Origin of the sequence: Micromonospora musae (assembly GCF_003626545.1) — a bacterium.
Taxonomy (GTDB): domain Bacteria; phylum Actinomycetota; class Actinomycetes; order Mycobacteriales; family Micromonosporaceae; genus Micromonospora; species Micromonospora musae.
In genome coordinates this window covers 65,436-86,642 of sequence record NZ_RAZS01000011.1, presented here as the reverse complement: position 1 = coordinate 86,642, position 21,207 = coordinate 65,436, and the positions used below count along the sequence as shown (strand labels likewise).

Sequence of the window (21,207 nt, the reverse complement as noted above, 5' to 3'; positions counted from 1 at the left end):
CGCCGTGCCGCCGTCCACGCTCACACGGCGAAGCCGACCGGGATGGGGTCGGCGTAACTCTCCATACCGGTGGCCAGTTGTTTGAAGGACACACACGGGCATGGAGTGGGACAAATGACGCAGACAATCCGCCAGACGAAGGCGGCCGATCCTCGAGTCGGATTCCGTGGCGACGTGGAAGGGCTGCGGGCCCTTGCCGTGGTCCTGGTACTCGCCGGGCACGCCGGCCAGCAGTTGGTCCCGGGCGGCTTCGTCGGCGTCGATGTTTTCTTCGTCATCTCCGGGTTCCTCATCACCGGTCTGCTCGTAAGCGAGGTGAACAAGACCGGCCGACTCTCCCTCAGCGGCTTCTATGCCCGGCGCGCCAAGCGACTGCTGCCGGCCGCCGTGGTGGTGCTCGTCGCGACCCTCGTGCTCACGTTCGCCTTCCTGCCACGTACCCGGTGGTCCGCTACGGGCTGGGATGTGGTGTCCAGCGGGTTGTACGTGATGAATTGGCGGCTCGCCGAACAGTCCGTCGACTACCTCGCGGCCAATCGCGCGCCCAGCGTCCTCCAGCACTTCTGGTCACTCGGTGTCGAGGAGCAGTTCTACCTGGTATGGCCGCTGCTGCTGGTGGCCGCGTTGTGGCTCGGCCGACGCCGATACGCCCGCACCAGCTTCATGGTCGCCGCTCTCGCGCTGGTCGCGGTGCCCTCCTTCGCCTGGTCCGTCTGGCTGACCAGCGACAATCCCGCCCGCGCATACTTCGTCACCACGACGCGGATGTGGGAACTGGCCCTCGGTGGATTCGTGGCCCTACTCGCCGCCTACCTGCACCGTCTGCCCCGTCCGGCCGCTGCCGCGCTCGCCTGGTCCGGCCTCGTGGCGATCGTGGCGTCCGCCTTCCTGCTGAGCGACAGCTCCGCCTTCCCGGGCTATTTGGCGCTGATCCCAACCCTCGGCACGGCGGCCGTCATCGCCGGCGGTCCCGCCGCCGGCAATGCCGGACCTGCGGTCCTGCTCGCGGTACGGCCGGTATGCGCCGTCGGTGCCATCTCGTACTCGCTCTATCTTTGGCACTGGCCGCTCCTCGTCGTCGCGGAGGCCCGGTTCGGTGAACTGACCGCGAGCGCCGGCCTCGCCGTGGTCGCCGCCTCGGTGGTTCCGGCCGCGCTCACCTACCGGTACGTCGAGAACCCCATCCGCAGGTCCGAGACGCTCGCATGGCAGCCCACTCGATCGCTCCAGCTCGGGGCGGTTTGTACCGGTGTGGCCGTGGTGGCGGGACTCAGCTTTCAACTGACGGTGTGGCCACCAGCGGCTCCGCCGGCGCCCCCATCTCTGGCTGTGCCGACAGTAGGCGTGAACGGCACCCCGGCGACCGTCAACTCGCCCACGGTCGCCGGCGCGACCGCGCTCGGCAAATCCCCGACAACCAGCGCGGCCGGAACTCCGGTAGACCGGGTAGGCGCGTTCGTACCGGACCCGCTCGTCGCCAGTCAGGACGGCCCCGACGCATGGAAGGACGGCTGCCACACCGACCAGCGCAGCAGCGAAGTGCGATCCTGCCTCTACGGCGATCCGGACGCCTCATTCACCGTCGCCCTTGCCGGCGACTCCCATGCGGCGCAGTGGCTGCCGGCCTTGCAACGGGTTTCCGTGTCGAAGCAGTGGCGCCTGAAGAGCTACACGAAGTCCTCCTGCCCGTTCATCAACGGAGTGGTCGCGCTGGACAGCCGGCCGTACCCGAGTTGCGCGGAGTGGAATGAGAAGCTACGCAGGGCGCTGACAGGTGACGAACGACCTGACCTGCTGGTAGTGAGCACCTCCTTCTACGTCATGGTCCGCGACGGCGCGCCCGTCGCCAGTCAGGCACAGGCCGCGTTCGCTGACGCGCTGCGGCGCACCTGGTCGGAGATGGCCGGCGCGGGGATCCCGGTGGTCGTCCTCCGCGACACTCCCTACCACGACAAGGACATCGCCGAATGCGTCTCGGAGAATCCGCGGAAGCTCACACGCTGCGCGTCGCCCCGGGACAAGGTTCTCGCCGGCGGAGGTGGGCCGGCCCACGAGACGGCCGCGCGGCAGAACGACAAGGTGCACCTGGTGGATCTGAACGACGCCATTTGCCCACGTGAACGCTGCGCGCCGGTGATCGGCGGTGTGCTCGTCTACCGTGACAACAACCACGTCACGGCCACCTACATGGCGACGTTGGCACCACGACTGGCCACGGCTCTCGACCGCGTGCTCGCTTGAGCCGCTGCCGCGATGACGGAGCTCGCCGCACTCTGGATCGTCCGGCACGGGGAGAGCACGGGGAACGTCGCGGCCCAGCGGGCGAGGTCCTCGGGCGCCGAGGAGGTCGCCCGCACCGAGCGCGACGCCGACGTGCCGCTCTCGCCCGCTGGCGAGGAGCAGGCCCACGCCACGGGACGCTGGTTGAGGACGCTGCCGCCGGACCGGCGCCCGGAGGTGGCGGTGACGTCGCCGTACCTGCGGGCGCGGCGCACCGCCGAGCTGGCCCTGGCCGGCACCGGCGTACCGCTGAGCCGCGACGAACGGCTACGCGACCGGGATCTCGGCATCTTCGACCGGCTCACCCCGCACGGGGTACGGGTGCGCCATCCCGAGGAGCACGAGCGGCGCAACCGGCTGGGCAAGTTCTACTACCGGCCGCCGGGCGGTGAGGCGTGGACGGATGTCGCGCTGCGGCTGCGCGGGTTCCTCGCCGACCTGCGCCACGAGCACACCGACCGCCGGGTGATGCTCTTCGGCCACGACGTGCTGGTCTTCCTGCTCTCGTACCTCCTGGACGGGTTGACCGAGGAGGAGCTGATGGCGCTGGGCCGCCGGCACGTCATCGCGAACTGCTCGATCTCCAGCTGGTCCGCGGACCACTCGGGCCATCTACGGATGAACGGCTTCAACGAGGTCAGCCACCTGCACCCGACCCGGAGCGGGCCGGCCGGCGGCGACCAGACGCACTACGGCATCTGACTGTTTCCGCACTTCACCGCCGGGGTACCGGACGATCAACCGACATGTCGAGGAGGTCAGCCGGTGTCCACCGATGCCATCGTCCTGCTGAAGGAAGACCACAAGGAGATGCGCCGTCTGTTCACGGCGTTCCAGGACGCCGAGAAGGGCCCGGCGAGCCGGCGGCAGAAGCTGGTCGGGCAGATCATCGAGGCGCTCACCGTGCACACCTACCTGGAGAACGAGGTGATGTACCCGGAGGTCCGCCGGCTCCTGCCGGACCTGGAGGACGACATCCTCGAGTCGTACGAGGAGCACCACGTGGCCGACGTCCTCTGCGCCGAGCTGTTCGCGATGGACGCCGAGGACGAGCACTTCACCGCCAAGACCACGGTGTTGATCGAGAACGTGCTGCACCACGTGGAGGAGGAGGAGCAGGAGTGGTTCCCCAAGGTGCGTGACCAGCTGGGGCGCAAGGAGCTCCAGGAGATCGGCGCGCGGATGATCGAGATGCGGGCGGGCGCGCCGCGCACGCCGACGGATCCGAAGGCCGTCAAGAAGGCGGTGGACGCGGCGACGGCCTGACTCGCGGTGGCACCCCGGGCCCGGCCCTGCGCCGGGCCCGGCGCCGTTTCCCCGGCACCGGTGTGCCCCGCGCCGGCCCTGCCCGACCGCACCGGCACGCCGTCGGGCGCCGAACGAGGCCATCCGGGCGGGACCAGGCCACCCGGGCGGGACGGGGCCGACGCCGGAACGAGGCCGCCCGGGCGGGTGACCTCCGGTTCGGTAGGATCTGGGCGGGCCGTTACTGGCGCGTGGGGATGGAGAACCATCGGGGAGCGGCCCCGTCAAGAGGACGCATGCCGAGCGCCTGGGCCTTCCGCACGTCAGTAGGAGGTCGCATGTCGTCGCCGAACGCAGAATCCACCGCTTTCCGCAGCGCGCTCGAGGTGATCCGCGCCGTCGAGCCCCGGGTCGCCGGCGCCATCGCGGCCGAGCTGACCGACCAGCGCGAATCACTCAAGTTGATCGCCAGTGAGAACTACGCCTCCCCGGCCACCCTGCTGGCGATGGGGAACTGGTTCAGCGACAAGTACGCCGAGGGCACCGTGGGTCGCCGCTTCTACGCCGGCTGCCAGAACGTCGACACGGTGGAGGCGCTCGCCGCCGAGCACGCCCGGGAGTTGTTCGGCGCCGCGCACGCGTACGTCCAGCCGCACTCCGGCATCGACGCGAACCTGGTCGCCTTCTGGGCGGTGCTGGCCGACCGGGTCGAGGCGCCCGCGCTGGAGAAGGCGCGGGCCCGCCACGTGAACGACCTCACCGAGGCGGACTGGTTCGCGCTGCGCCGGGAGCTGGGCAACCAGCGGATGCTCGGCATGTCGCTGGACGCCGGCGGTCACCTCACCCACGGGTTCCGTCCGAACATCTCCGGCAAGATGTTCGACCAGCGCAGCTACGGCACCGACCCGCGCACCGGTCTCATCGACTACGACAAGGTCGCCGAGGCGGCCCGCGAGTTCAAGCCGCTGATCCTGGTCGCCGGCTACTCGGCGTACCCCCGGCGGGTGAACTTCCGGATCATGCGGGAGATCGCCGACTCGGTCGGGGCCACCTTCATGGTCGACATGGCGCACTTCGCCGGCCTGGTCGCGGGGAAGGTGCTCACCGGCGACTTCGACCCGGTGCCCCACGCGCACATCGTCACCACCACCACCCACAAGTCGCTGCGCGGCCCCCGCGGTGGCATGGTGCTCTGCCAGCCGGAGCTGGCCGAGCAGGTCGACCGGGGCTGCCCCATGGTGCTCGGCGGCCCGCTGCCGCACGTGATGGCGGCGAAGGCGGTCGCGCTCGCCGAGGCCCGTCGCCCCGACTTCGCCGACTACGCCAACCGGATCGTGGCCAACGCCCAGGCGCTCGCCGAGGGGCTGCTGCGCCGTGGCGCGAACCTCGTCACCGGCGGCACCGACAACCACCTGGCGATCATCGACGTCACCTCGTACGGGCTGACCGGCCGGCAGGCCGAGCAGGCGCTGCTGGACTCGGGCATCGTCACGAACCGCAACTCGGTGCCGCAGGACCCGAACGGCGCCTGGTACACCTCGGGCATCCGGATCGGAACCCCGGCGCTCACCACCCGAGGCCTCGGCACCGCCGAGATGGACGTCATCGCGGAGCTGATCCACACCGTGTTGAGCCAGACGAACGCGGGCTCGAACGCGGACGGCACCGCCTCCAAGGCGAAGTACGCGCTCGACGCGGCGGTCGCCGACAAGGTCAGCCGGCAGGCCGGCGAGCTGCTGGCCGGGTTCCCCCTCTACCCCACCGTCGACCTCACCTGACCGGACCTTGTTGATCAAGAGGTTCGCGTCACGGACCGATCGGTTCCTGACGCGAACCTCTTGATCAACGGCGAAGCAGGGCGCGGATCCGGCGAATGGGGGCAGCGGATCAGGCGAGTGGGCGCTTCAGGTGGTAGCGGTGCACCTCGGTGCTGCCCTGCACGTTGTTGACGTCCTCCGCGGCGGAGACCAGCTCCCAGCCCTCCCGGCCGACCCGGTTGAGGTGCGCGACCGCCGTGTCGCCGTACGCGGTGATGTCCTTACGGGACCCGTCCGGCCCGTACCAGACGAACGACACGTGGAAATTGCGGCCCTGCCCCTGATAGCGGCGGACCAGCAGAGCGTACTCCCAGGCAACCATGCGGCCCATTATGACCGTCCATCCAGGACGTCGGAACGGCAGTGGTGGCGCTTTGCCACGCGGTGAACGCGGTGTGTCAACTCGCCCGCGAACCGCCCCGACCGCCGGTGGCGCCCCTACGCTGGGGCGATGGCTACCTGGGAGGACGTCCGCCGGATCGCGGCCACCCTGCCCGAGACGAGCGAGCACGAGTCGTACGGCGGCCTGCCGGCCTGGCGGGTGCGGAACAAGGCGTTCGTGTGGGAACGTCCGCTGCGCGAGGCGGACCGGAGCGTCCTCGGCGACGACGCGCCGGACGGCCCGATCCTCGGCGCCCGGGTGCCCGACCTGGGCGCGAAGGAGGCGCTGCTCGCCGACGACCCGTCGGTCTACTTCACCATCCCCCACTTCGACGGGTATCCGGCGGTGCTCGTCCGGCTCGCCCGCATCGGGCGCTCCGAGCTGACCGAGCTGATGGTCGAGGCGTGGTACGACCGCGCTCCGAAGCGGCTCGCCGCCGCGTACCGGATGCCGGCCACGCCGTCGCCGGAGTGACCGCGGCGCCGCGGGCGGTGGCCGGGACGGGCGGCGTCCGCCCCGGATGTTCGCCCGGCGTTCGCCGGCGGGCCGTCCGGATGCCCGCTTCGGGCCCTAACGTGATCGCCCGGACCGGACGCCCCTGCCAGGAGGCCGCCGCGCATGAACCCGTCACCGATGGGCCGCACCACGCAAGCAACGGTCACCGCGGTACGCCGCATCGGCGACAGCGCACCGCACAACGCCTTCACCGACCTGACCCGACACCGGGACCGGTGGTTCTGCGTGTTCCGGGAGGGCGGCTCGCACGTCTCCGGCGACGGGGCCGTCCGCGTGCTCGTCTCGGCCGACGGTCGCCACTGGACCTCCGCCGCGCTGCTGACCCGCGACGGGGCCGACCTGCGGGACCCGCGCCTCGTCACCCGCCCCGACGGCCGGCTCCAGCTGTACGCCGCCGCGGCGACGGGTGGCTCCACGAAGGCGTTCCGGACCGTCACCTGGCTCTCCGCCGACGGCCACCGCTGGGGTGACCCGATCCCGGTGGGTGAGCCGGACGTGTGGTTGTGGCGGGCGGCCTGGCACGGCGACGCCATGTGGGGCGTCGGCTACGCCACCCGGGAACCGCGCTTCGCGCGCCTCTACCGCAGCGGCGACGGCCTCGACCTGCAGCCGGTGGTGCCCACGCTCTTCGCCGACGGCTACCCCAACGAGTCGGGGCTGATCTTCGAGCCCGACGGGGCCGCTCGCTGCCTGCTCCGTCGGGACCGCGACACGGCCACCGCGCAGCTCGGCAGCGCCCGCCCGCCGTACCGGGACTGGCACTGGACCGACCTGGGGGTGCAGGTGGGCGGTCCCGCTCTGCTGCGGTTGCCGGACGGCCGGCTGATCGCCGGGGTACGCCTGCTCGACGGCCGCGCCCGCACCGCGATCTGCGCGCTCGACGCCGAGCGCGGCGAGCTGACCGAGCTCGTGACGTTGCCCTCCGGCGGCGACACCAGCTACCCCGGCCTGGTCTGGCACGACGATCTGCTCTGGGTGAGCTACTACTCCTCCCACGAGGGACGCACCTGCGTCTACCTCGCCGAGGTGACGCTCGACCGCTGAGCCCGGCCCTGGAGACGGCGTGCCGCCCCGGCGGGGTCCGCACGGGACCGGCACCGCGCGGATCCGTGCTCAGACGGGTTCTGGGCGGGCACGTGGAAGCGCCGCCCGGCGCTCAGACGGGCGTCGGCGTCTGCGCGTGGACGTGGAAACGCAGCGAACGGGCGTCGGTGAAGCACTCCCGCATCGGCCGGACCAGCTCCCGGTGCTCCGGGCTGCGCTCCCAGGTCTCGAAGTCGGCGAGGCTCTCCCACTCGCTGGTGATCAGCCACTGCTCCGGGTCGGCCGACGACCGGCACACCTGATCCACCAGGTGCCCGGGCACCCCGCCGGCCACCTGGTGGCGGATCGTCTCGTACGCGGCCAGGAAGGCCTCCGTGCGCTCCCCCGGCACCCGGACCAGGAAGACCACCCGCGCCCGCCGTTCACTCATCCTCGTCCTCCCTCACCGGCGCCGCCCCGCGCAGGACCAGCGCGCTGTTGTAGCCGTCGAAGCCCCGCGCGCAGACCATCGCCACCCGGCTGCGCGGTCGCCGGTGTTCACGCAGGAAGTCCAGCTCACAGCCGGGAGCCACCTCGTCGGGACCGGCCGAGGCGGGCAGCGTGTCGTGCCGGAGCGCGAGCAGCGCGGTGGCCACGTCCAGCGCCGCGCCACCCTGGTGCGCCCGGCCGGTCAACGGCTTCGGCGTACTGACCGGCGGCCGTCGCGAGCCGAAGACCGCCCGCAGCGCGGTCGCCTCCGTACGGTCGTAGCGGGGCACCCCCAGCGCGTCGGGCAGCACCACGTCCACCTCCTCCGCCGAGGTTCCCGCCCGGTCGAGAGCCAGCCGCATGGCGCGGGCGTACTGGGTCGGGCTGCCGGCCGTCTCCGGGCCGGTGTGCACGGCGTCGTGGGTGGCGCCCCAGCCGGTCAGCTCGCCGTAGATCCGGGCGTCCCGGGCCAGCGCGTGCTCCAGCTCCTCCACGACGAAGACCGCCCCACCCTCGGCGGGGAGGTAGCCGCTCGCCGCCGCGTCGAAGGGCCGGTAGGCCCGCTCCGGGTCGGCGACGTCGCTGAGCAGCCCGCCCGCCAGCTGACAGGCCAGGGCGTACGGGCTCAGCGGGCACTCGGTGCCGCCCGCGATCACCACCGGCGTGCCCCGGCGCACCGATCGGACCGCGTGCGCCAGGCTGTCCAGGCCACCGGCGGCCTCGCTGACCAGCACCCCGCACGGGCCCTTGAACTGGTGGTGGATGGAGAGCTGCCCGACGCTGGCCGCGTAGAACCAGGCGATCGACTGGTACGCCCCGACGGTGCGCGACGATCCGCCCCAGAGGCGCTGCAGCTCCCGCTGACCGAAGAGGTTCCCGCCGGAGGAGCTGGCGAGGGTGACCGCGTAGCCGTACGGGTCGGGCGAGCGCTCCGGCAGGCCGGCGTCGGCGAGCGCCAGCCGGGTGGCGGCGAACGCCAGGTGCGTCCACCGGTCGGTCTGTACCAGCTGCCGGCTCTCCGCGTACCCGGTCGCCTCGAAACCGGTCACCTCACCGGCGAGGCGGGTCGGGTAGCCGGCCGGGTCGAAGAGGGTGATCGGCCCGGTACGCCGGGTCCGCTCCCGCACCGTCTGCCAGTGCGCGGCCGCGCCGATGCCGCTCGGGGCGACCACCCCGATGCCGGTGACCACCGCCCGCGCGGTCACGCGGCCGCCTTCGACAGCCGCCGGAAGATCATCGCGGACTGGAAGCCGCCGAACCCGCTGCCCACCGAGAGCGCCACGTCGACCGGCAGCTCGCGGGCCTCGTTCGGCACGTAGTCCAGGTCGCACTCGGGGTCGCGGGTGGTCCAGTTCGCCGTCGGCGGCACCACGCCGAACTCGATCGCCAACGCGCAGGCCGCCATCTCGATCGAACCGATCGCGCCCAGCGAGTGCCCCACCATCGACTTGATGGAGCTGACCGGCACCCGGTACGCGGCCTCGCCGAGCGCCCGCTTGAAGGCCGCGGTCTCGTGCCGGTCGTTCTGCCGGGTGCCGGAGCCGTGCGCGCTGATGTAGGAGACCTGTTCCGGGGCGAGCCGGGCCTGGCGCAGCGCGGCCTCGATGGAGAGCGCCATCTCCATCCCGTCGGGTCGCAGCCCCGTCATGTGGTAGCCGTTGCTGTGGCTGGCGTACCCGGCGACCTCGCAGTAGACGTGCGCGCCGCGCCGCCGGGCGTGCTCGGCCTCCTCCAGCACCAGCACCGCGGCCCCCTCGGCGAGCACGAAGCCGTGCCGGTCGGCGTCGAACGGACGGGAGGCGTGCGCGGGGTCGTCGTTGTCCGGGCTGGTCGCCTTGATCGCGTCGAACGAGGCGACGGTCACCGGCGAGATCGGCGAGTCGGCGGCGCCGGTGAGCACCAGGTCCGCCTCGCCGTCGACGATCAGTTGATGGGCGTACCCGATGGCGTCGATGCCGGAGGTGCAGCCGGTGGAGATGACCTGCGCCGGGCCGTGCAGCCCGTACCGGCAGGCCACGTCGGCGGCGAGGCTGCTGGGCACCAGCGCCTGGTAGAGGAAGGGGCCGCCGCGGGACGCGTCGACGAGCCACCGCCGGCCGCCGTCGGAGACCGTCACGTACTCCTGCTCCAGCGCCATGGTGCCGCCGACCGCCGTGCCGAGCACCACCCCGGTGCGGTCCCGCTCGGCCTCGGTGAGCTCCAGCCCGGCGTCGGCGACCGCCTCGTCGGCGCAGGCGAGCGCGAACTGCACGTACCGGTCGGCGCGGCGTCGCTCGGCCTCGGTGAGCCCGGCCGCGACCGGATCGAAGTCGCACTCGGCGGCGATCCGGGACCGGAACGGCGACGGGTCGAAGAAGGTGATCCGCCGGGTCGCCGTCCGCCCCTCGGTGATCGACTTCCAGAACCGGTCCCGGGTGACCCCACCCGGGGCGACCACGCCGATCCCGGTCACCACCGTGCGGCGCCCGCTCACGGCGCGCCCCGCTCTTCGGCCAGCTCGGTGTCGACGTGGCCGAGCTCCGGCCGGGGCGCCAGCGGCCCGAGGTGGAACACCACCTCGGCCGGCTCGTCGCCGGTGTTGCGCAGCCGGTGCCGTACGTTGATCGGCACGTGGAGCGCCTCGCCGGCGGCCACCGGCACCGGCCGGTCGTCGAGGTCCACGATGATCGCGCCGCGCGCGACGTAGAGGAACTCCTCGCTGTACGGGTGGTAGTGCTCGGCGATGCGCTCGCCCGGGCCCAGCCGGGCCACCCCCATGAAACCGGAGGTGCTGCCGACGGTGCGTGGCCCGAGCAGCACCCGCAGCTCACCACCGCGACGCCGGTCGGCCGCTACGTCGCGGGCCGCCACCAGGCCCACCGTCCGCTCACTCATCGCCGCCCTCTTTCACCGTGAGCTCCCCCGTCTGCACCCGGCGCTCGATCCGTTCCTTGATGACGGCGAGCTGCACCGCGCTGTTGGCGTTGATCCGGTCGGTCATCCCGGCGTTGTCCACCGGCGCGGTCGGCTTCATGGAGAAGTCCTGCGTCCAGGCCATCCGGGTGCCCGCCGGCTCCTCGGTGTAGCGCCAGTGGATCCGCATGTACTCGAACGGCCCGGTCTCCACCCGGTGCGCGTGCACCTCGCGGGTCTTCGGGTCCGCGGTACGTTCGCTGACCCAGCTCCACGAGATGCCGTTCTCGTCCGGGTGCATGGTGAGCCGGAACCGCACCGTGTCGCCGTCGCGGTGCAGGATCTCCACCACCGCGTACTCGGTGAAGAGCTCGGTCCAGTTCGCCACGTCGTTGGTGATCTCCCAGACCAGCGGCAGCGGGGCCGCGATCACGATGCTGTTCTCCGTGTGCGCGGGCCGCTCGCCGTGGTGCTGCGCGGGCACGGCGTGCGCGGTGGGCGGGCCGTCGGCGCTGCGGGCGACGAGGTCGGCCACCGCCGGGATGCTGAGCTGGGCGGCCTGTTCGGGGATCTGCACCCGGTACCGGTCGGCGACCACCGCCGACAGTTCGAGCAGGGCGAGGGAGTCCAGGCCCAGCTCCTCCAGGGAGGCGGCCGGCGCACGGGCGGCGACCTCGGGGTCCAGCCCGCAGTGGGTCACCAGGATGTCGGTGATCGCAGTGGTCAGCGGCTGGCCTTGGGTGACGGTCATCAGTCCTCCTCAGTCGGACATCGGGCGGTCGGCGGTGGTCGACGGGCGGGTCGCGGTCACCGCGGTGACCGGCGGGTCCGGGGTGTCGGCCGGCGGGGCGGTGAGCAGCCGGTCGACCAGTCCGGTGTGGTGGCGGCCCTTGCGGAACTCGGCGTCGTCGAGCACGCGCCGGGCGAACGGGATGGTGGTCCGTACGCCCGGCCCGGCGACGTCGAACTCGTCGAGCGCGCGTTCGAGCCGGTTGAGGGCGAGCTCCCGGTCGGGCGCCCAGACCGCCACCTTGGCCAGGAGCGAGTCGTAGTGCGGGCCGACCAGGTAGCCGGGGTAGCCGTGGGTGTCGACCCGGGTGAAGGGGCCGCCGGGCGGGACGAAGCGCTCCAGCCGCCCCGGGGTCGGGGCGAAGTCGCGGTCGGGGTCCTCCACGTTGACCCGGCACTCGACGGCGACTCCGTGCAGGCGGATCTCCTCCTGCCGCAGGCGCAGCGGCGTTCCCGCGGCGATGTGCAGCTGTTCGTGCACCAGGTCGATGCCGGTGATCATCTCGGTGACCGGATGCTCCACCTGGATCCGGCAGTTGATCTCCAGGAAGTGGAACCGCTCCTTGGCGTCGACCAGGAACTCCAGGGTGCCCGCGCCGGTGAAGCCGACCGCGAGCGCGCCGCGCAGCGCGGTCTCCGCGATCGTGTCGAGCGTGGCGGCGGAGAGCGCCGGCGCGGGCGCCTCCTCGATGAGCTTCTGGTGCCGCCGCTGCACGGAGCAGTCCCGGGTGCCCAGGTGCACGCCGTTGCCGTGGGCGTCGCAGAGCACCTGCACCTCGACGTGCCGGGCGTCGGTGAGGTACCGCTCGACGTAGACCCGGTCGTCGCCGAAGACCTTCTGGGCGGTGGCTCGGGTCTTCGCGTAGGCCCGGGGCAGGTCGGCCGGGGTCCAGACGACGGTCATCCCCCGTCCACCGCCCCCGGCCGCCGCCTTGACGATCACCGGGTAGCCGATCTCGCCGGCCACCTCCACCGCCGCGTCCGCTGTGGGCACCGGCTCGACACTGCCGGCCGGCAGCGGCAGACCAGCCCGGCTCATCAGGGCGCGGGCGGACGACTTGTCGCCCAGCGCGGCCATCACCTCCGGCCGCGGGCCGATGAAGGTGAGCCCGTTCTGCGCGCAGATCTCGGCGAAGTCGGCGTCCTCGGAGAGGAAGCCGTATCCGGGGTGCACCGCCTGGGCACCCACCTGCCGGGCCGCCTCAACGATGGCGGCGGCGTTGAGGTAGCTGCGCCGGCTGGGCGCGGGCCCGATCCGGACCGCCTCGTCGGAGAGGCGTACGGCGGCGGAGTCGGCGTCCGCGGCGGAGTAGACCACCGCCGTACGCACACCGAGCTCACGGCAGGCGCGCAGCACCCGCAGCGCGATCTCGCCACGGTTGGCGATCAGGACCTTCTCGAACATCCCACACCACCTCAGGCCGGTTCCAGCGCGACCAGCGGCTGGTCGTACTCCACCGGTTGGCCGTCGTCGGCCAGCACGGCGACGACGCGGCCACCCCGCTCGGCGGCCACCTCGTTCATCAGCTTCATCGCCTCGACGATCCCGATGACCTGCCCTGGCCGTACCAGGTCACCGACGGCCACGAACGGCGCCGCCCCCGGCTCCGGCGACCGGTAGAAGGTGCCGACGATGGGCGCGCGGACCACCGCGCGGTCGGCGGGCTCGGCGGGCGCCACGGGCTCGGCCGTGGACGGCGCGGCCGGGGCCGGCCGCCGCGGCGCGACGGGCTCGACCGGGGCGGGGGCGCCGCTGCCGTGCCACTCCACCTCCAGCACCGTCTCACCGCTGCGCAGCCGCACCCGACGTACCGGCCCGGCCAGCTCGGCCACCAGTTGCCGGGCGTGCCGGCGCAGCCCCGCCAGCACGGCGTCGGTGCCGGCCCCCGCCTCGGTGCCGTCCGGGACGCTCTCGGCGGTCGCCACGGGCCGCGGCCGCGCCGCGCCGGCGGTCACCGGGCACCCGCCCGGTTGCCGGCGCGGGCCGCCCCGAAGCGGCGGAAGCGCTGGCGGCGACGGCGCACCAGGGTGGCGGGTGGCAGGTCGAGCAGCGGCGACAGGTTGGCCCGCACCGCGTCGCGCAGCGCCGTGGCGGCGGCGTCCGGATCGGCGTGCGCCGCGTCGGCGGGCTCCGGCACTATCTCGTCGACCACGCCGAGCCGGTGCAGGTCCGGCGCGGTGAGCCGCAGCGCGCGGGCGGCCTGCGGCGCCGCCGAGCGGTCGGGCCAGAGGATCGCGGCACAGCCCTCCGGGCTGATCACCGAGTAGACCGCGTGCTGGAGCATCAGCACCCGGTCGGCGACCGCCAGGGCGAGCGCGCCGCCGCTGCCGCCCTCGCCAGTGATCACCGCGACGACCGGGGTGGGCAGCACGGTGAGCGCGAGGATGTTCTCCGCGATCGCCGCGGCCTGGCCCTGCTCCTCGGCGCCGACTCCCGGGTCGGCGCCGGGCGTGTCCACCAGCGTGACCACCGGCAGGCCGAGTCGGGCGGCGAGGCGCATCAGCCGCAGCGCCTTGCGGTGGCCGGCCGGGCTGGCCATGCCGAAGTTGCGGGCCACCAACTCCGCCGTGGTGTGCCCCTTCTGGTGGCCGATCACCATGAGCGGCCGGCCGTCGAGGCGGGCGAGGCCGCCGACCACCGCCGGGCAGTCGCCGCCGAGCCGGTCGCCGTGCAGCTCGACGAAGCCGTCGAAGGCGGACTCCAGGTAGTCCAGGGTGGTGGGCCGGCCGGGGTGTCGCGCCAGGCGTACGGTCGCCCACGGGTCGGCCATGTCGGCCGGCGGGTCGACGGTGGTGGTGGTGGTGACGGTGGCGCGCGGCGTCGGCTGCCGGGGCACGGGCGGGCTGGTCGCCGGCGCGGCGGCTTCGACCGGGCGCGGACGTCCGGCGCGGCCCGCGGCGAGCAGCGCCACCAGCCGGCCCCGCAGCGCCCGGCGGGGCACCACCATGTCGACCTGGCCGTGGCGGAGCAGGAAGTCGGCGGTCTGGAAGCCGTCTGGCAACGCGCGGCCGGTGACCTGACGGATCACCCGCGGGCCGGCGAAACCCATCCGGGCTCCGCTCTCGGCCACGACCACGTCGGTGTTGGTGGCGAACGAGGCCGCCACCCCGCCGTAGGTGGGATCGGTGAGCACGCTGACGGTGAGCAGGCCCGCCTCACGGAGCGCGGCGACGGCCTGGCTGACGGTGGCCATCTGCATCAGCGACAGCACGCCCTCCTGCATCCGCGCCCCGCCGGAGGCGGTGACCAGGATCAGCGGTACCCGGTCCTCCAGCGCCCGCTCGGCGGCCCGGGTGATCAACTCGCCGACGGCGCAGCCGAGGCTGCCGCCGAGGAAGCGGAAGTCCATCACCGCGAGCGCGGCCGGGTGACCGCCGAGGGTCGCGGTGCCGCAGAGCACCGCCTCGGCGAGCCCGGTGCCGGTACGGGCGGCGGTGAGCCGGTGCGGGTACGGCACCACGTCGACGAAGCCGATCGGGTCGACGTCGGCGGGGTCGTCCGGCAGCGGCCGGAACGAGTCCGGGTCCACCAGTTGCCGCAGCCGGTCCGGCGCGCCGAGGCGGCTGTGCACCCCGCACTCGGGACAGACGTCCAGGTTGCGCCGCAGCCGCTTGCGGTAGAGCAGGGTGGCGCAGCCGGCGCAGCGGGACCAGAGCTGCTCCTCGCGGGGCGCGGTGGCGGTCATGGCCGCCGCCCGACCGGCGCGGCGTCGAAGCGGTAGAAGCAGTGCGCCATCGCGTCGCGGGGCGAGCGCCAGGTCGGCGAGTACGGGGTGATGTAGGGCCGCAGGCGCGCGCTGACCCGGTCGAACTCCGGATGGCCCCGGGCGGCCTGGACCGCGGCGTCCCCGGGGAGCTCGGTCTCGAGCAGGTGCACGTAGAGGTCGTGCAACCGGTACAGCGACCGGTGCCGCACCCCGGCCAGGTGCGGTAGCTCCGTGGCGTCGGAGTCGGCGAAGACCTCGGCGACCTGCGCCTCCGCGGTCGGGATCACCTTCGCGACGATGAGCGATCGATCCATGAACGAGCCTCCCCCCACGGCGCTCACCGGGCGTGCGCGCCGGGCGCCGGACGAGCCGGACGACTCCCGACACGATGCGGCGCGGCTCGTCACGACGGCGTCACCGCAGCGGGTACGCGAACACCCCTGGTTGGTGACGCTGCGTTGACGCAAGCTGTGTATCCGCTATGCGTCGCCTTTCCTCGATCGTCGGCGGTGACAAATTTCCGCAGTTCAGAGCGGGTCTCATGGATTCTCCGGGGCAACTCGCGTCGCCGTCGCGACATTGACCCAGAGTGACGGTTATTGATAATCTTCGTCGCGGTCAGCCCGGCGGCCCGGCGCGACGCCGCAGCCACGGCGAAGCGACGACAGCGGTGTCACGGGGCAGCCGCGCCGGGGGACACAGCAGACAGCCGGAACGACCGTTCCGCAGGGGGTGCCGCCGTGGCCGCTGATCCGTCCGTGCCGCCGACCGGGAGCCGTCCCGGCGCGGAGGTCTCACTGCACCTGCTGGGTGGCTTCCAACTGCTGCACGGCGACACGCCGGTGGTGGTGCCGCGCGGCCTGCAACGGGTGATCGCGCTGATCGGCCTGCGCCCCGGCGCCACCCGCTGCCAACTCGCCGGCCTGCTCTGGCCCGACGCCGCCGAGGAGCGGGCGCTCTCCTCGCTGCGCACCGCGCTGTGGCGGCTGCGGCAGGACCCGTGCTGTCCCCTCACGGTCAGCGCCGACACGGTACGGCTGGACCCGGCCGTCCGGCTCGACGTCGACGAGCTGGTCGGCACGGCCGGCCGGGTACGCGACGGCGACGACGCGCGCAACGCGACCGGGGCGCTCGCCGCCGGCCGCCACGACCTGCTTCCCGGCTGGTACGACGACTGGGTGTTGCTGGAGCGGGAACGGCTGCGCCAGCTCCGCCTGCACATGTTGGAGCAGGTGGCGGGCCAGCACCTGGCGGCGGGCCGGCACGGCGAGGCCCTGCAGGCCGCGTTGGAGGCGATGGCCGCCGAGCCGCTGCGCGAGACCCCGCACCGGCTGGTGGTCCGCATCCACCTGGCCGAGGGCAACGCCTTCGAGGCGGTGCACGCCTTCTACGTCTACCGGGACCTGCTCCGGCGGGAGCTGCGGCTGGAACCCTCGGCGGCGATGTGCGCGCTGCTCGACGAGACGCTCGCTCCGATCCGCCGGGCCACCCGCGACGGTGGCGGCGCGCGCCGCTCCCCCGGCCACCCGGGCCGCGCCACCGGTGGGCCGCCGCGCCCGGCGTCACCGACGCGACGCAACGTGTGACGGGCAGGTGACAGGCCGGACGGCACGGTGGGCGGCACGACAGTCCCGTGGCCTGCGACGTGGGCCACCGGTGGAAGGGGTCCGATGAGCCGTCTACTGATCGTGAGCAGGATCGCGCCCGGCGCGGAGGGCCGGGTGGCGCAGATCTTCGCCGAGTCCGACGCCACCGAGCTACCCGAGCTCACCGGTGTCACACACCGGTCGCTGTACTGCCTGCACGACGTCTTCGTGCATCTCATGGAGACCGCCGACGTCGCCCCGGAGGCGTTGAGCGAGGCCCGCAACCATCCGCTCTACCACCAGGTCAACGAGCGGCTCTCCGCGCACACCTCGCCCTACCTGCCCACCTGGCGCTCCCCGCGGGACGCGATCGCCGGCTGTTTCTACCGGTGGGACGCGATCACCGCGCCCGCTCCGCGCGCGGCCGGTTGAGGCCGGCGTGTCCGCCACAGCGCCGCACGTACTCATCGTCGGCGCGGGGACCGGTGGCCTGTGCCTGGCGCACGGGCTGCGCCGGGCCGGGATCAGCGTCGCCGTCTACGAGCGGTACCGCACCCGCGGCGAGGGGCTGCTCGGCTACCGGGTAGGCATCGGCCCGACCGGTAGCCGGGCGCTGCGCGAGTGTCTGCCGCCGGAGCTGTTCGACATCTACCTGGCCACCTGCGCCCGCTCCCCGCGCTGGTTCAACGTCCTCACCCAACGCCTGCGCCGGACCGCGTCGTTCGAGCTGCGCCCGGACACCCACCCGGTCGACACCGAGCGGTCCGTGGCCCGGATGACGCTGCGCCAGGTGCTGCTCACTGGCATGGAGGACGTGGTCCACTTCGACAAGACGTTCACCCACTACGAGCAGCGGGACGACGGCACGGTCACCGCGTACTTCGCCGACGGGAGCAGTGCGACCGGGGACCTGCTCGTCGCCGCGGACGGCACGCACTCCGCGGTGCGCCGGCAGTACCTTCCGCACGCGGTCACCCGGGACGCCGGGACGATCAACATCGCGACCCGGATCCCGCTCACCGAGCACACCCGGGCGCTGCTGCCGGAGCGGCTCCAGCGCGGCATCTCGTTGATCTTCGGCACCGGCGGCATGATGGGCGTACTGCACGTGATGGACTTCAAGTGGGACGCCGAGGGTCGCCTGAAGCCCGGGGTCTCCGAGGCCGACGCGGCCCTGCTGTCCCGGTGGCCGGGGAGAGTGCACGACCCGACACGCGACAACATCAACCTCGTGGTGTGGAGCACCGCCCGCCGGTTCCCGTCCGATGTGATGCAGCGTCGCGGCGACGAACTCGTGCAGGTCGCGCTCGACCTCACCGGCAACTGGCATCCGCGCCTGCGGGAGCTGTTGATGCGCAGCGACCCGGCCAGCGCGTTGCCGATCCGAGTGAGCACCTCCGAGCCGGTGCCGCAGTGGAAGAGCAGCACGGTGACGCTGCTCGGGGACGCCATCCACACCATGACGCCGGGCCGTGGGGTGGGCGCGAACACCGCGCTGCGCGACGCCGTGCTGCTCTGCCGGCAACTGCGTCTCGCCGCCACGGGCGGGAAGACCTTGCTGCAGGCGGTCGCCGACTACGAGACGGCGATGCTGCCGTACGGGTTCGCCCGGGTCGCCGACTCGCTCAACCGCAGCGGCACGAACGGGGACGACCGGATGTACAAGCCGGTCGTCGGCCGGCTCGCGCTTCTCGGGGCGCGCGGCTACTTCGGCGTCACCAGTCGGGTGCCCCGGCTGCGCCGCAACTTCGTGGACGACTTCTACACCTATCGGGGCGAGGAGGACTGAGCCCGTCCGGCACGACCCCGGCGCCGCCACGCGCCGGGGTCGTCGCCGTCCAGTCGGCACGTTCAGTCACGGCCGGCAGACCGTCGGTGCCGAACCTCTCCCCCTTCCCGGTACGACCCCGAGCCTCCCGACCGCCGCAGCCGCGCGTATGCGAAGCTGCGGCGAGTTTTTCCCACGTTATGACTCGACGAGGTGAGAGGGAGGTCTGCCGTGGCGTGGTCCTTCGGGCAGTCGCTGACAGTGATACTCGCCCTGCTGATCGGTCTGGCGGGCGGCTGGTTCCTGCGTGGTCGGCGCGACGCGCGGAAGCCCGATCCGGCCACCGTGGACGCCGCTCCGGCCGCCACGACGGCTGTGCTCGCCCCTCCGGCGCCGGCCGCGGTCACCGATGCCGAACAGCCGGTGGCGACGATCGACCCGGCGCCGACGGCGGTCGCCGACGAGACGACCGTGCCCGCCGAGCGGGGCGACGCCGGGGCGGCGTTGCCGGAGGAGGTGGCGACGACCGGCGTCCCGCCGGTGTCCGACGTCGACCCGGCGGACATGGCGCTGACCGACGGTCCCGCCCCCGTCGTCGCGCCGCGTTCCGCGCCGGAGGCCGAGCGGCTCGACGCGACCGGGTCGGCCGGCGCCGACGAGCCGGCGACGATCGCTTCCGAGCCGGAGCCGGTGGCGAGCCTTCCCGAGCCGCAGCCGGTGGCGAGCCTTCCCGAGCCGGAGCCGGCGACCGGCGAGCTTGTCGCCGCCGAACCGACCGAGGCCGTCGTCGCCGAACCGGCCGACGCCGCGACGCCGGGCGCCGAACCGGCGGTCACCGCGTCCTCCGCGGCCCTTCCGTTCGGGGCGCTCGTGCCGCCGAACCAGCCCGAGCGGGCCGCACCGGCTCCGGTCGCCACGACCGCCGAGGAGTCGACGGCCGTGGACGACGAGCGAGCCGAGCCGCCGACCCGGCCCTCCCCGGTCGCCACCCCGCCGGTCCGTCCGGTCGCCGCGACCTCGGTCGAGGTGGACGACTTCCGCCGGATCCAGGGCGTCGGACCGAAGATGGCCGCGGCGCTACAGGCCGCCGGAGTCCGGACCTACCGGCAGCTGGCCGACCTCGACGAGCCCGCGCTGCGCGAGCTGATCCGGGGTGCCGGCCTGCGGGCCGCGCCGGGCCTGGCCACCTGGCCGCAGCAGGCGCGGCTGCTCGCCACCGCACCGGACGAGGCGACGACCGCGCCGACCGGCGCGAGCGAGGCGTGACATCGTCCCGGTTCCGTGCCGGCGGGCGGCTCGTCCCGCCGGCACGGAACCGGGGCTCGGCGGCCGTCGCCCGAAGCAAGGAAAGCGAATCGGGCGTACGTCGCGGCTGACGTCGCTACGGTCAGGCGGAGGGGCCGAAGGGCCTGCCGACCCGACCTGGTAACCGGGAGCCGACCGTGCCGACCGCCACGCCGGAACCGGCGCCGCGGCGACGGCGCGCGCCGGTACGCGACCCGGAGGGCCCTCGCCGGGTCACCCTGCTCGAACTCTTCTTCGACCTGGTCTACGTGGTCGCGCTCGCCCTCATCTCCAAGGGCATGGTCGACGGGCTGGACTGGTACCGCGCGGCGCAGTCGCTCATCATGCTCGCCGCCGTGTGGTGGACCTGGTCCATCACCACCCTCGTCACCGACCTGTACGACCCCGAGCGGCCCGAGATCAAGCTGCTGATCGTGCATGTCATGTTCGGCGTCCTGCTGATGACGACCGCCATCCCCGAGGCGTTCGGCGACAGCGGCCTCGTCTTCGCCGGCACGTACGTGGCGATCCACCTCGGCCGGGGCCTCTTCCTCATACCCACCGTCCGACACGCCCCCGAGACCCGCCGGCGCGCACTGCGGATCTTCACCTGGTTCGCCGTCTCGGCCGTGCCGTGGATCATCGGCGGATACGTCGAGGATCATTGGCGTGCGGTGTGCTGGGCGGTCGCGCTCGCCATCGACTACGGCGGGTTCCGCCTCGCGTACCCGGTGCCGGGCCTCGGGGTGGTGCCGATGGCGCAGCGCAGCGTCACCTCCGAGCACCTGGCCGAGCGCTACCAGCAGTTCTTCATCATCGCGTTGGGCGACGCCGTCCTCACCATCGGGTTGATGTTCAGTCCGGCGCACGCGGGCTGGAAGAACAGCGGGTCCTTCGCGATCGCGTTCGCCACCACGCTGCTGCTCTGGCGGATCTACGTGCACAAGTCCGGCGAACTGCTCCCCGTCGCCATCGAACGGTCGCGGTCACCGAGCAAGTTCCTCTACACCGCCCCGTACACCCACCTGGTGATGATCGCCGGGGTGGTCACCACGGCGACCGGCTTCGACCTGGTGCTGCATCCGCAGGACGGCTCGGTGCCGCCGGCCTGGGTCGCGGTCATCCTCGGCGGCCCGGCGCTCTTCCTCGCCGGACGGGCGGCCTTCGAGTACGAGGTCTTCAGCCGGGTCTCCAACTCCCGCCCCGGTGGGCTGCTGGCGCTGCTCGCCATCGCGCCGATCGTGATCTTCCTGCCGCCGGTGTTCACCTCGCTCGGTGCCATGCTGGTGCTCGCCGGGGTGGCGGTCACGGACGTCCGGCGTAGCTGGGGACGGCCACCCGAGGCGCCGGCCCCGGCGCACTGACCACCGCCGACCAGCGCCACCGTCGGTCACCGTCACGGCCCGGCGACGGCGAGCCGAGCGGCTCA

Annotated in this window: 22 protein-coding genes and 1 riboswitch; of the genes, 12 read left to right on the top strand and 10 right to left on the bottom strand. The window is 73.1% G+C overall.

Features of this window, described 5'->3' with window-relative positions:
• The first annotated feature begins 114 nt into the window (after positions 1–114).
• The 4 genes from D7147_RS25870 to D7147_RS25855 all read left to right on the top strand — a co-directional run bounded on the left by D7147_RS25870 (position 115) and on the right by D7147_RS25855 (position 5,303).
• Positions 115–2,241: an acyltransferase family protein gene (locus tag D7147_RS25870; RefSeq protein ID WP_120682143.1), complete on the top strand. Its 2,127-nt coding sequence runs from the start codon at positions 115–117 to the stop codon at positions 2,239–2,241.
• 12 nt (positions 2,242–2,253) lie between these two features.
• Positions 2,254–2,982 (top strand): histidine phosphatase family protein, encoded by a 729-nt coding sequence (locus D7147_RS25865; protein ID WP_120682141.1) that lies wholly within the window; start codon positions 2,254–2,256, stop codon positions 2,980–2,982.
• A 63-nt stretch (positions 2,983–3,045) separates the two neighbouring features.
• Positions 3,046–3,546, top strand: coding sequence for a hemerythrin domain-containing protein (locus D7147_RS25860; RefSeq protein WP_120682139.1), 501 nt, complete (start codon positions 3,046–3,048; stop codon positions 3,544–3,546).
• A gap of 209 nt (positions 3,547–3,755) precedes the next feature.
• A riboswitch (ZMP/ZTP riboswitch) is annotated at positions 3,756–3,845 on the top strand.
• An 18-nt stretch (positions 3,846–3,863) separates the two neighbouring features.
• Entirely contained in the window at positions 3,864–5,303 is a 1,440-nt protein-coding gene (locus tag D7147_RS25855) for a glycine hydroxymethyltransferase (protein ID WP_120682137.1), read from the top strand.
• Between the two features lie 109 nt (positions 5,304–5,412).
• Here the strand turns inward: D7147_RS25855 and D7147_RS25850 are convergent, their stop codons facing one another.
• The gene (locus D7147_RS25850; RefSeq protein ID WP_120682135.1) at positions 5,413–5,673 is read right to left on the bottom strand and encodes a hypothetical protein; all 261 of its coding nucleotides are present in this window, start codon (positions 5,671–5,673) and stop codon (positions 5,413–5,415) included.
• 120 nt (positions 5,674–5,793) lie between these two features.
• Between D7147_RS25850 and D7147_RS25845 the strand changes: the two genes are divergently transcribed.
• Positions 5,794–6,198: an MmcQ/YjbR family DNA-binding protein gene (locus tag D7147_RS25845; protein ID WP_120682133.1), complete on the top strand. Its 405-nt coding sequence runs from the start codon at positions 5,794–5,796 to the stop codon at positions 6,196–6,198.
• A 144-nt stretch (positions 6,199–6,342) separates the two neighbouring features.
• The gene (locus D7147_RS25840; protein ID WP_120682131.1) at positions 6,343–7,284 is read left to right on the top strand and encodes an exo-alpha-sialidase; all 942 of its coding nucleotides are present in this window, start codon (positions 6,343–6,345) and stop codon (positions 7,282–7,284) included.
• Between the two features lie 112 nt (positions 7,285–7,396).
• Here D7147_RS25840 and D7147_RS25835 read toward each other — a convergent pair whose 3' ends face one another.
• The 9 genes from D7147_RS25835 to D7147_RS25795 are packed head-to-tail and all read right to left on the bottom strand — an operon-like array spanning position 7,397 to position 15,454.
• Positions 7,397–7,714, bottom strand: coding sequence for an antibiotic biosynthesis monooxygenase family protein (locus D7147_RS25835; protein ID WP_120682129.1), 318 nt, complete (start codon positions 7,712–7,714; stop codon positions 7,397–7,399).
• Positions 7,707–8,957 (bottom strand): beta-ketoacyl synthase N-terminal-like domain-containing protein, encoded by a 1,251-nt coding sequence (locus tag D7147_RS25830; protein ID WP_120682127.1) that lies wholly within the window; start codon positions 8,955–8,957, stop codon positions 7,707–7,709. The genes D7147_RS25835 and D7147_RS25830 overlap by 8 nt, the downstream gene beginning before the upstream one ends.
• Positions 8,954–10,225, bottom strand: coding sequence for a beta-ketoacyl-[acyl-carrier-protein] synthase family protein (locus D7147_RS25825; protein WP_120682125.1), 1,272 nt, complete (start codon positions 10,223–10,225; stop codon positions 8,954–8,956). The genes D7147_RS25830 and D7147_RS25825 overlap by 4 nt, the downstream gene beginning before the upstream one ends.
• Complete coding sequence (locus D7147_RS25820; protein ID WP_120682123.1) at positions 10,222–10,626, bottom strand: cupin domain-containing protein; 405 nt, start codon at positions 10,624–10,626, stop codon at positions 10,222–10,224. Before D7147_RS25820 ends, D7147_RS25825 begins: the two co-directional genes overlap by 4 nt.
• A complete protein-coding gene (locus D7147_RS25815; protein ID WP_120682121.1) occupies positions 10,619–11,395 on the bottom strand; it encodes an SRPBCC family protein in 777 nt (258 codons plus the stop codon). The genes D7147_RS25820 and D7147_RS25815 overlap by 8 nt, the downstream gene beginning before the upstream one ends.
• Positions 11,396–11,404: 9 nt before the next feature.
• On the bottom strand, positions 11,405–12,838 hold the full coding sequence (locus D7147_RS25810; protein ID WP_120682120.1) for an acetyl-CoA carboxylase biotin carboxylase subunit: 1,434 nt from the start codon (positions 12,836–12,838) through the stop codon (positions 11,405–11,407).
• A gap of 11 nt (positions 12,839–12,849) precedes the next feature.
• Positions 12,850–13,389: an acetyl-CoA carboxylase biotin carboxyl carrier protein gene (accB, locus tag D7147_RS25805; protein WP_120682118.1), complete on the bottom strand. Its 540-nt coding sequence runs from the start codon at positions 13,387–13,389 to the stop codon at positions 12,850–12,852.
• The gene (locus D7147_RS25800; protein WP_120682116.1) at positions 13,386–15,119 is read right to left on the bottom strand and encodes an acetyl-CoA carboxylase carboxyltransferase subunit alpha; all 1,734 of its coding nucleotides are present in this window, start codon (positions 15,117–15,119) and stop codon (positions 13,386–13,388) included. The genes accB and D7147_RS25800 overlap by 4 nt, the downstream gene beginning before the upstream one ends.
• Positions 15,116–15,454 (bottom strand): TcmI family type II polyketide cyclase, encoded by a 339-nt coding sequence (locus D7147_RS25795; protein WP_120682114.1) that lies wholly within the window; start codon positions 15,452–15,454, stop codon positions 15,116–15,118. The genes D7147_RS25800 and D7147_RS25795 overlap by 4 nt, the downstream gene beginning before the upstream one ends.
• On the opposite strand from D7147_RS25795, the gene D7147_RS32505 reads away from it, so the two are divergent.
• The 6 genes from D7147_RS32505 to D7147_RS25770 all read left to right on the top strand — a co-directional run bounded on the left by D7147_RS32505 (position 15,453) and on the right by D7147_RS25770 (position 21,142).
• Positions 15,453–15,602, top strand: coding sequence for a hypothetical protein (locus D7147_RS32505; protein ID WP_158609394.1), 150 nt, complete (start codon positions 15,453–15,455; stop codon positions 15,600–15,602). The two genes, D7147_RS25795 and D7147_RS32505, sit on opposite strands and share 2 nt — an antisense overlap.
• A gap of 278 nt (positions 15,603–15,880) precedes the next feature.
• Positions 15,881–16,726 carry an AfsR/SARP family transcriptional regulator gene (locus D7147_RS25790; protein WP_120682112.1) on the top strand — a complete coding sequence of 282 codons (846 nt, stop codon included), beginning with the start codon at positions 15,881–15,883 and terminating at the stop codon, positions 16,724–16,726.
• An 84-nt stretch (positions 16,727–16,810) separates the two neighbouring features.
• On the top strand, positions 16,811–17,158 hold the full coding sequence (locus D7147_RS25785) for a TcmI family type II polyketide cyclase (protein ID WP_120682110.1): 348 nt from the start codon (positions 16,811–16,813) through the stop codon (positions 17,156–17,158).
• A gap of 7 nt (positions 17,159–17,165) precedes the next feature.
• Positions 17,166–18,515 carry an FAD-dependent oxidoreductase gene (locus tag D7147_RS25780; RefSeq protein ID WP_120682108.1) on the top strand — a complete coding sequence of 450 codons (1,350 nt, stop codon included), beginning with the start codon at positions 17,166–17,168 and terminating at the stop codon, positions 18,513–18,515.
• A 210-nt stretch (positions 18,516–18,725) separates the two neighbouring features.
• The gene (locus D7147_RS25775; RefSeq protein ID WP_120682106.1) at positions 18,726–19,760 is read left to right on the top strand and encodes a hypothetical protein; all 1,035 of its coding nucleotides are present in this window, start codon (positions 18,726–18,728) and stop codon (positions 19,758–19,760) included.
• A gap of 176 nt (positions 19,761–19,936) precedes the next feature.
• Positions 19,937–21,142: a low temperature requirement protein A gene (locus tag D7147_RS25770; protein ID WP_120682104.1), complete on the top strand. Its 1,206-nt coding sequence runs from the start codon at positions 19,937–19,939 to the stop codon at positions 21,140–21,142.
• Positions 21,143–21,207 lie beyond the last annotated feature (65 nt).